The 10,670-nt window shown below is 49.6% G+C and carries 7 protein-coding genes; all 7 read left to right on the top strand.

What is annotated here, in order from left to right; genetic code table 11:
• The first annotated feature begins 242 nt into the window (after positions 1 to 242).
• The gene (locus AC1DWB_RS28795) at positions 243 to 1,229 is read left to right on the top strand and encodes an ABC transporter permease (protein WP_477544539.1); all 987 of its coding nucleotides are present in this window, start codon (positions 243 to 245) and stop codon (positions 1,227 to 1,229) included.
• A 37-nt stretch (positions 1,230 to 1,266) separates the two neighbouring features.
• On the top strand, positions 1,267 to 2,130 hold the full coding sequence (locus AC1DWB_RS28790; RefSeq protein WP_477544538.1) for a carbohydrate ABC transporter permease: 864 nt from the start codon (positions 1,267 to 1,269) through the stop codon (positions 2,128 to 2,130).
• 76 nt (positions 2,131 to 2,206) lie between these two features.
• Positions 2,207 to 3,802: an extracellular solute-binding protein gene (locus AC1DWB_RS28785; protein ID WP_477544537.1), complete on the top strand. Its 1,596-nt coding sequence runs from the start codon at positions 2,207 to 2,209 to the stop codon at positions 3,800 to 3,802.
• Positions 3,803 to 3,920: 118 nt separating this feature from the next.
• Positions 3,921 to 6,575, top strand: a complete 2,655-nt coding sequence (locus AC1DWB_RS28780; RefSeq protein WP_477544536.1) for a carbohydrate-binding protein — start codon at positions 3,921 to 3,923, stop codon at positions 6,573 to 6,575.
• Between the two features lie 32 nt (positions 6,576 to 6,607).
• Positions 6,608 to 8,923 (top strand): glycoside hydrolase family 2 protein, encoded by a 2,316-nt coding sequence (locus AC1DWB_RS28775; RefSeq protein ID WP_477544535.1) that lies wholly within the window; start codon positions 6,608 to 6,610, stop codon positions 8,921 to 8,923.
• A gap of 23 nt (positions 8,924 to 8,946) precedes the next feature.
• Complete coding sequence (locus AC1DWB_RS28770) at positions 8,947 to 10,200, top strand: glucuronate isomerase (protein WP_477544534.1); 1,254 nt, start codon at positions 8,947 to 8,949, stop codon at positions 10,198 to 10,200.
• A 92-nt stretch (positions 10,201 to 10,292) separates the two neighbouring features.
• Positions 10,293 to 10,634: a DUF1801 domain-containing protein gene (locus tag AC1DWB_RS28765; protein ID WP_477544533.1), complete on the top strand. Its 342-nt coding sequence runs from the start codon at positions 10,293 to 10,295 to the stop codon at positions 10,632 to 10,634.
• Positions 10,635 to 10,670: the final 36 nt, after the last annotated feature.

Genomic DNA, 10,670 nt, shown 5'->3' with positions numbered 1-10,670 from the left:
CCACTCCTGTGTTCACAATGAATCGACATCCTCATGTATGTATTTAAAAGTAAAGGGCTGTTCGCAGTATCCATCCTTGTGAGCAGCTTTTTTGCATTTCAATTTCTTTGAATACGAGTGTTGTGAATGATTCTATAATGGCCGATCCAAAGAAAACGAATGAATTTGAATGATATTGCAATGGCGTAAGCGTTTTCTCTGAGCTAGCATTAAGCCATACATACGGAAGGAGAGAGAACCGCTTGAGACAAAAACAAAATGTACCACTTGCTGCTAACAGGTTACCTAAGGCGGTCACAGATGTCGGAGTGAACAAAAATCGCCCCTCCATGTGGAAGGGGTATTATAAAAACCGTTATTTATTCCTGCTTCTCGCCCCCGTACTGATCTGGTACGCGATTTTCGCCTACGGACCGATCTACGGCATCCAGCTCGCCTTCAAGGAGTATCGAATACTGGAGGGGATTTCCGGAAGTCCTTGGGTCGGCATGGATAACTTCAATTACTTATTCCATGCTTCACCTGATTTCTGGAAGGTGCTGGCCAACACGCTCAGATTGAGCTTGTACCATATTATATTCGGATTTCCCGCACCAATCATCCTTGCCTTGTTGTTCAATGAAGTTCGCTTCACTGCATTCAAGAAAATCACACAAACGCTGACGTATTTACCCCATTTCCTGTCCTGGGTCGTGCTGTCAGGCATTTTGTTCATCATCTTGTCTCCGACCACTGGGGTCGTCAACTTTATGATGCAGAAGGTCGGCCTTGATCCCATCTACTTTCTCGGCAATAGTCATTACTTCCGCTTCACCTTGGTCGTATCTGCGATATGGAAGGAAGTCGGCTGGGGGACGATCATTTACCTGGCGGCACTAGCAAGCATTGATCCGCAGCAATACGAAGCGGCGATTATTGACGGTGCGAACAGATGGAAGCAGACGCTGCACATTACACTTCCTGGTCTTCTTCCGGCCATCGCGATCATGTTCATCTTACGAATCGGCGGGATTCTGGATGCCGGCTTCGATCAGGTGCTGAATCTATATACACCAGGTGTGTACTCGGTGTCAGATATTATCGATACGTATGTGTACCGGATGGGGTTGACTCAAATGCAATTCAGTATGACGACCGCCGTTGGCTTGTTCAAGAACGTTATCGCGTTTCTTCTCGTTCTGATGACGAACTATCTCGTGAAGCGCACCGGACAGGAAGGGCTCTTGTAGCTCTCGCTCCCTACTATAATCGAAAGGTGTGACTTCCATGCATMTGACAACAGGCGAGAAGGTGTTTCAAGCGTTCCTGCTGCTCTTCATCTCGCTGCTCTGTCTCCTTATGCTTTATCCGTTCGTTCATGAGTTGGCCATCTCCCTGAGCACACCAGCGGAAGCGATTCGCCAAGGCATTCATATTATTCCGCTCGATTTCTCCATTGAGGCGTATCGGGAAGTGTTCTCTTCCAAAACGATCTGGAGCGGACTTGGTAATTCCTTGTTCCGGACGGTAATCGGGACGATCCTAATGCTGTCCATGATGACGATCGGCGCGTATCCGCTGTCCAAGAAATACTTGCCGCATCGCAACGTGTATACGATGTTTATTGTCATTACGATGTTCTTTAGCGGCGGACTGATCCCAACCTACCTTCTTATCAAGTCGTTGCATCTCATAGATACCCGCTGGGCACTCATCGTTCCCGGATTGATTAATACGTTCTCGATGATGATCATGCGTAACTTCTTCATGGGGGTTCCGGACGAACTGGAAGAATCGGCGAAGATCGATGGCGCGAATGATATTCGCATCCTATTCACGATCGTCATCCCACTCTCCATGCCGATTATGGCGACAGTAGATTTATGGTCAGCTGTGTACCACTGGAATGGCTGGTTCGATGCGCTGATCTATATTCAGGATAGTTCCAAGCAAGTGTTGCAAATTTACTTGCGTAAGCTTGTCGTCAGCAATGAAGATACCGCCCTGCAGGCGATGATGAGTGGGTCGGTAACGTCGGAGAGTATCAAGGCGGCTGTTATTATGTTCGTCACGATGCCGATCCTCATTGTGTATCCATTCTTGCAAAAGTATTTCGTTAAAGGCGCACTCATCGGTTCGCTTAAAGGCTAAACCTGGTTTAAACGGAACGTGGCATGCATCGTTTCGTCTAAATAGATGACTGACAAAGATAAGGGAGGCAAAACGGATGAAGAAAGTGAAACAAAATGTTTCTGTTGTACTCGCAGTTGCCGTAACCGCCACATCGCTCGTAGCCTGCAGCAGTACAGACACACCCAAATCGACAGCAGGAACCTCGACAACTTCGCCATCGGCGACAGCGACACCCAAAGAACCACCAATGGTAATAACTTGGACAGGGCGTAATCCGCCATCCTCGGACGATAATGCAGCGCAAAAGTATTTGGAACAGAAATTCAACATCAAGCTCAAGAACATCAATCTTGATCCGACAACATGGCGTGACCAATTGAATGTGAAGATCGCTGCCGGGGAAATTCCGGATGTGATTACCCAGGACGCCGGTCTCGATCTGATGCAGCAATGGGCCGATCAGGGTGTCATCGCCAGCATCTCGGTGGATGAGATCAAGAAGTATATGCCGAAGTATTCAGCAGATATGGAGAAGGTCGATCCTAACATATTCAGCTTCGGTTCGTATAAAGGGAAAAACTGGGGTCTTCCGAAAGTATATCTAGAAGGAAAAAGTCCGTTTCTGCCAGCCTTTAACGAAGGATGGATGAAGGCGGTTGGTGTAACCAAAGTTCCGGAAACGCTGCAAGAAGTCGAAGATTTGCTGACCAAATTCCGTAACAACGATCCCGACGGGAATGGCAAGAAGGATACGTACGGCCTCTCGGCTAGCAGTAAAGACGCTCCGGTGCAAATGTTCAATTCGATCTTTGCCGCATTCGGCATCAAGCGTCGCGGCTGGATTCTTGGGGCTGACGGTAAGGTCGTATACGGCATGATAACAGAAGAATCGCGTCAGGCGTTCAAGTTGCTCAGCAAATGGTACAAGGATGGCCTAATCGATCCGGAATTCGCAACAGACGACTGGATTCGCAACCGTGCCAACTTCCTTGGCGGCCGTATCGGGATGGTGGATTCGGGTATGTGGTACCACCTTTACGAGTTAGGTGCAGTAGGGGCGGAATGGAAAGCCAAAGGCCAGACGCTTGCGATCGGCAAAGGGTTCAAAGGCCCTTCCGGCAAAGCGATGCTCATGTCGTCCAGCACGATTCCGCAAGCGCCGCAGATGTTCAGCGCCGCGCTGATGAAGGACGAAAAGAAGCGGATCAAGATATTACAAATGATGGAGGAAATTGCAATGAACGAAGAAACTTATTTGATTACGGGTGCTGGTCGCAAAGGTATAGAATACGACCTTGTTGATGGAGTCACTGTTGCAAAAGGGGATGGAACTGACCCGGTCAAACTAGCAGCAGCTGCTGGAGCCGGGATCTGGTTCAATCATGTGAAGGGCGCCGTTCCATCCATGACTAAGTTCGATAGCCCGCAAGCTATGCTGGACTACAAGGAGAAGATGAACAGCGGCATCGAGGTGACCAAAGATCCGGTCAACCCGGCGTTGCTTCCTTCGACAGCGTCGGTATCCGCGACGCTGAATAAACTGGTCGATGAGTACATGATCAAGTTAATTACGGGCGAGGTCGATACAGACAAAGGCTTCGATGCTTTCGTAGCGCAATGGAAAAAAGCCGGTGGTGATCAACAGACACTCGAAGCTAACCAAGTCTACGAAGAGCGCAAAAAGAAATAACGAACGTACCACAATGACAGCTTAAATGTTGTTACATTGGGCGAGGGAAATCCCTCGCTCAATCACTGTTTTATCGGTTCGTACAACCATTAGAATAATCAAGGGAGTGAATGCACCCATGTCGACCAACGAGAGCCGTGTATTCTATGTAGCGCTAAATGGCAGTGACAGCAACGATGGACAGTCTTTGCAATCCCCATTCCAGACGATTGGGCGAGCTGCGGATATCATGCAAGCTGGAGATACGTGTTACATTCGTGAAGGTACATACCGTGAGACGGTCAAGCCTGCTCAATCCGGTACGATGTCTGCCCCAATCCGGTTCGAGGTATATCGAGGAGAACAGGTTGTCGTCAGCGGCTGTGATCCTATTACACAATGGACGCTTCATGAGGGCAGTATTTATAAGGGCGACATGGATTGGAACGTCGCAGATGGCAATGGCAATATCATCTTTGTCGATGGAGAAATATGCGGCGAAGCCCAATGGCCGAATGTCACGGACCGCTTAGCTCGCACCCAGTACGCGGTTGTGGACAGTGTCACGAATGATAACCAGTCAGGTTCTATATTCGACGAAGATTTGAAGGCATTTCCCGATGGGTATTGGGATGGTGCTATGGTAGCCTGCGTGAACGGCGTTGGTTACTTCATCTCCACCGCTCCGGTGAATCGGTTCGTCTCCGGAACGCTTCATTATGACCAATGGGTCAGTTCAGCTCCTTATTATCATGCGGGGGCGGGGAATATCTATTTCATTACACGTTCACTTCGGGCACTCGATACGGAGAAGGAGTGGTACTACGACAGCAGCGAGCAGAAGTTGTACCTGTGGGCGCCGGGTGGTGACCATCCCGATCAGCACGTGGTAGAAGCCAAGCGACGTGAGTATGCTTTCGATTTGCGAGGCAGAGCCTACATAGAAGTGGTGGGTATCGGATGTCGGGCTGCCACGATTACAACGCAAGAGGCTCATCATTGTCATATTATCCGCTCCGTTCTATGCGGGCTCGATCGGTATTTTGGCTCACGCCAGTCCATCTATGGCAGGACCAAGGGTGTTGAGCTGGGGGGCAGCGATAATGTGTTGCGAGACAGCGAAATTTCGCATTTCGAAGGAATCGGCATCCACATCTCGGGTACCCGCAACCAGGTCGTTAATTGTCATATTCATGATGGTAATTTCGAGTCGTCTTATGCTAGCCTCGTCTGGGTGACAGGGTCTGAACACCTGATTAGCCATAGCACGATTACGCGATCGGGACGGACGTGTGTCTCAGGCGTATTCGCCCATTCGGTCATCCAATATTCCGACATTTCGTATGCCAATTGCCTGACGAAAGATTCCGGCATCGTGTATTTGTTTAACCATGACTTCGACAATACGGAAATTCACCATAATTGGCTGCACGACAATGAATCGAACCATTTGAGCTTCGGCTTCTATATGGACGCCTGGACGAGTGGTATTAATTTCTTCAACAATGTAGTCTGGAACATTCCGCATCATGGGCTCCATATGAACCGACCGGTTCAACRCACGCTCATCTATAACAACACGTTTCACCGTAGCGCGAATACACGGTCATCTGTATTCGCCTTCGATGATATGATCGGAGTCCAACTCGTCAACAATATATTCGCAGACGGAGAAATCATCGATTGGAGCGAGGAGAGTCTCGTGACGAACAACATCATCGGCCAGGAGGTCCGGTTCGTCGATGAGGAACGCAGTGATTATCGATTGCAGGTCGATTCTCTGGCTATTGGGGCAGGGCTTCGCATTGACGGCGTAACGGACGGGCATCCTGGAGCGGCACCTGATGCCGGAGCCTACCCGTACAACGGCGAGCACTGGGTGCCGGGTCACGACTTCTCACGGTCAGTAGAGGCGGAATTGTGCTTTACCGATCTGTCAGCCAAGAGCCAGATTCGCAATGCAGGCTTCGAGACAGGTGATTGGAGTCCATGGACAATCGTAAGCGGCAATCCTTCCATCGTATTCGAGTGCGCGTGGGATTACAGCAACTTCGGCTATACCTCCATAACACGCAGCAATAAGTATGCGGCCATGTTGGGTAAGGGGGATGCAATCGAGCAGGTCACAACGAGTCTCAAGCCGAACACGACCTATTCGTTCTGGGCTGGCATCCGTACGGGCGGCTATTACCGGAATGCTGACAAATACGACGGATGTCATACAAGCAGCGGCTTCGATACGACACCGAACGGAGGTCCTGCGATATACCGCGATGTCACTTACATGGGGCCATTGCGGGATGGAGACTGGCTGAGCTATAGCGGCATCGACTTCGGTAAGCGGGGCAAATACGATGTGTTCGACGCGGGAATGACAAGAATTGTGGGGCCGATCTTGCTGGAAGTGAGGCTGGACAGTCCGGATGGGGAGCTGATCGGCACCGTTTCCGTCGTGTCCGATTACGACAATATATGGAAATATTTCTCGACGCCGATTCGTGATGTAGGCGGTGATCACGATGTGTTCCTTGTAATGAAGGGAACCGGTCAACTTCTGCTCCAGAGCTTCAAGTTATACAACTCGCTGCACACAAGTCCTGTGCGTATTTCCGTTCGTGRGTATGATGGCGACACTGTGGCCCGCACTGTACGCAGGCTCAATTGGGATGCCAGAATGGAACATCTGGAGTTCACTACAGGTCCGAACGGGGATCACGCGATAGTCRCTATTGAGAATACAGGGGAGCATTACGTATATGTGGACGACTGCGGGTTATGGAACCCGAAGCTATAATACACCAAACCTAGATTCAGGAGGCGCACAGAATGAGCAGCAGGATTAGTTTGAACGGATCGTGGCAACTGTACTATGGGGCGGAACAAGGCCAATTACCGGCGAACATAGAGGCAGTGAAAGCCAGCGGTTGGCCGGTTATGGAGGCTATCGTTCCCGGCAATGTCGAGATCGATCTGAGCCGGGCAGGCATAGAGAAGGATCCGTTCGTAGCCGAGAATCTGTATGATTACCGCAAGTATGAATTCTATCAATGGTGGTACGAGCGACAATTCGATGTTCCAACAGATTTCCACGGTCAAGATGTGATCTTACGCTTGCATGGGTTAGATACGTTTGGCACGATCTGGATTAACGGTCAACTTGCAGGAACTACAGATAATATGATGATCGAACATGACTTGATGATTACCGACTATGTGGACATAGGTCAGACGAATCATATCGCGATCCGCATCGAATCGGCGATCAGCCATGCCCGGAAACAGGAATATCCTGTCGCGCTCGCAGGTTTGGAGCATCATGACGAGATGGTATGGCTGCGCAAACCACCTCATGCGTTTGGTTGGGATATTGCTCCAAGACTCGTATCAGCCGGAATATGGCGGGATATAGAAATCGTAGGGAGAGCCCGGACTTACCTGAAGGAAGCGTACTACTCGACRCAATCGGTCATAGGCGGCGTCGCTCAGTTGCGGGTACGTTACCGTTATGAGACGGATCAACCCTTTCTGGACGCATTCTCCGTAAGGCTGAAAGGTGTCTGCGGCGACCATTCGTTTGCCTTCGAGAGCAAGACGAACTTTTGCTCGGACAATATATTAATAGACATTCCTCAAGCGAAGTTATGGTGGCCCCAAGGGTACGGAGCCGCTTATCTATACGAGGTTACCCTAGAGCTGTTGTACGCTGGGGAAATCGTGGATAGCCGAACTGAGATGATCGGGCTTCGCTTCTTTGAGCTGGAGACGCATTTCGTACCAGGCGATGCTGGCGAATTCAAGGTTAAAGTGAATGATGTTCCTATTCTCGTCAAAGGCACGAATTGGGTTCCGCTCGACGCGCTGCACAGCCGAGATAAGGGGAGACTGCAAGAAGCGTTCGCCTTAATGGTCGATATTGGGTGCAACATGGTTCGTTGCTGGGGTGGCAACGTATATGAGGATCATGATTTCTTCAACTTGTGCGATCAACACGGCATTCTCGTCTGGCAAGATTTCGCTTTGGCCTGCGCCATTTATCCGCAAACGGATGATTTCGCCGAGATGCTTCAGAAGGAAGCCGTCAGTGTCATTAAGAAGCTACGCAATCATGCTTCTCTTCTCCTCTGGGCGGGAGATAATGAAATCGACCAAGTGTATTATCGTTGGGGAAACCGACTGCCGCACGCAAGATTCAATCGCATTTCCCGAGAGATCTTGCCACGCATTGTCGGAAGTCACGATCCGTTTCGCACTTTCCTGCCGTCGTCTCCTTACATGCCGGAGCATATCGATGGCGGAGACCTGATGGTTCCCGAGCAGCATAATTGGGGGCCGCGCGATTATTTCAAGAGCGATTTCTACAAGCACTCCACGGCCCACTTCATTAGTGAGATCGGTTATCACGGTTGTCCGGCGATATCTTCGCTCAAGAAATTCATCTCGCCAGACAAGCTCTGGCCTTATCAGAACACAGAATGGAGTACGCATAATACGGAATACCTCCCCCTGGAGAAACGACGGTATGACCGGAACGAATTGATGGTCAACCAAGTGAATACGTTGTTTGGGTTTATCCCGGATACGCTGGAAGATTTGGCATTGGCTTCACAAATCTCTCAAGCAGAAGCCAAGAAGTTTTTCATCGAGATGGTACGGTTGAAGAAATGGCGCAGAACCGGCATTATTTGGTGGAACTTGCTAGATTGTTGGCCGCAAATATCCGATGCCGTGGTAGATTATTATTTTGCCAAGAAAATCGCCTACTACTATATTAAGAGCGTGCAGCAGCCCATCTGCATGATGATAACGGAATTGGAAAATTGGCGCTATCGGGTCGTGTTGGGCAACGATAGCAACGAATCCGTATGGGTCGATTATCAAGTAGAGGATGGGGACACGGGCGAGATTGTGCTCGCGGGACAAGTGTATTCCCAAGCGAACGAGAATGTGGAAGTCGGTCAGCTTAAACTGAACTCGGCCTCGCTGCAGACGTTCTATGTGATGAAGTGGACCAAGGGCGGGGTCACACAGGCCAACCACTATATCTCCGGTTACGCGCCCTATTCATTCGAGCAATATAAGGGATGGTTAAGCAAGATCGAGAGCCTGCATGGCTCCTTCAGCAGTGAGGATTGTTACAAGTAAATGACAGAAAGGACGAGAAGTCGTTGAGTATACTAACGAGAGAAGCTTTACCGGATGCGATTCGGCAAATTGTAGAGCAGCAGCCGATCACAGACATGCATACCCATCTATATCCACCGGAATTCGGGGGACTTATGCTGCGAGGCATTGATGAACTATTAACCTATCATTACCTGGTAGCGGAAGTGATGCGCTGGTCGGATATACCGATCGAACAGTTCTGGCTGCTGAGCAAGCAGGAGCAAGCTGAGCTCATCTGGCAGAAGCTGTTCATAGAACATTCCCCAATAAGCGAGGCTTGTAGGGGAGTACTCACTTCGATTCAAGGCATGGGAATGGATACTTCGACACGAGACTTGGCCCAATACCGTCAGTTCTGTGCCGAGTTATCAGCGGAGGAACATATCAATCGGATTCTAAAGCAGGCCAATGTGGAGCACATCGTCATGACCAATGATGTGTTCGGCGACGAAGAGAGAAACATATGGCTGAGTGGTCAGAGAATCGATTCCCGCTTCCATGCGGTGTTGCGTCTGGATCCGCTGCTGAACGACTATCCGCGGACAAGGAGTATGCTGCGAAGCTGGGGTTATCAAGTAGAGGAAGAGTGGAGTGCGACCAGTCAGGCGGAAGTGAGAAGGTTCCTGTTGGATTGGATCGATCGGATGAATCCGCTATATGTGGCGGTCTCCCTGCCATCCACGTTTGTGTTCCCCGATGATTCGGACCGGAGCCGCTTGATTGCGGATTGCTTGCTGCCAGTATGTCATGAGCGGAATCTGCCTTTTGCCTTGATGATCGGGGTGAAGAATAAAGTACACCCGGCGCTAGGGGATGCAGGATATTATGTGGGCAAGGCAGAGACGGGAGCATTGGAACACCTGTTAATGCGATACCCGCACAACAAATTTCTCGTCACCATGCTCTCGCGGGAGAATCAGCATGAGCTAACGGTATTGGCGCGCAAGTTCCGTAATCTGATGGTGTTCGGCTGTTGGTGGTTTCTGAACAATCCGGTGTTGATTAGTGAGATAACACGGATGCGCCTCGAATTATTAGGTATAAGCGTCATCCCGCAGCATTCTGATGCACGTGTATTCGACCAACTGCTCTACAAGTGGAGTCATTCCAAACAAATTATTAGCGAAGTGCTGATTGAGAAGTACATCGACATTGCCGCCACTGGCTGGCAGTTGGAGCGAGACGAGATCGAGCGTGATGTGGCGGATCTGCTGCACAACAATTTTTGGAACTTTTTGAGCAAAAAATTAAGATAATCGTGGTAAACCCTTCAATTCCTTGACTGGAATATTCCTAATGTGGTATATGTGAAGTCGAGAGCCAATTACGGAAGGAGCCATGCCCGGTTATGAATCAAGAAGTAACTACGTCTATCGAAAACATTAGTGTTCCTTGGCAAGTCAGTGTGAGTACGCAACTTCGTCAAATGGTCCATGAAGCCATTCCGGATGTAGAAGAACGTATCCAATACAAAAAGCCGCATTTTCTGAAAAACGGGAAGTACGCAGCGGTAATCACACCTTCGAAGGATGCAGTTGCCTTCATGATCTTCAACACCACTAATCTCGAATTACCGAATGGTCAATTCGAAGGGCCTCCAGAAAGAAAATGGATCAAAATTCGTGAAGGTCAATCACCAGACTATGACTTGCTGGCCAAACTTCTTGTTGAGGCTTCCAGTTCTCTCTGATGTATGGATACAGCTGAGAACATGTCGGGTGTCGGG

Source organism: Paenibacillus sp. P4_E11 (genome assembly GCF_056401635.1).
Note: the sequence above shows the minus strand (reverse complement) of the source record. Positions and strands in the feature narration are given on the sequence as shown.

Bases quoted from the DNA above. Each gene is read 5' to 3' on its own strand.
- AC1DWB_RS28785 (WP_477544537.1), top strand. From the start codon at position 2,207: ATGAAGAAAGTGAAACAAAATGTTTCTGTTGTACTCGCAGTTGCCGTA.
- AC1DWB_RS28765 (WP_477544533.1), top strand. From the start codon at position 10,293: ATGAATCAAGAAGTAACTACGTCTATCGAAAACATTAGTGTTCCTTGG.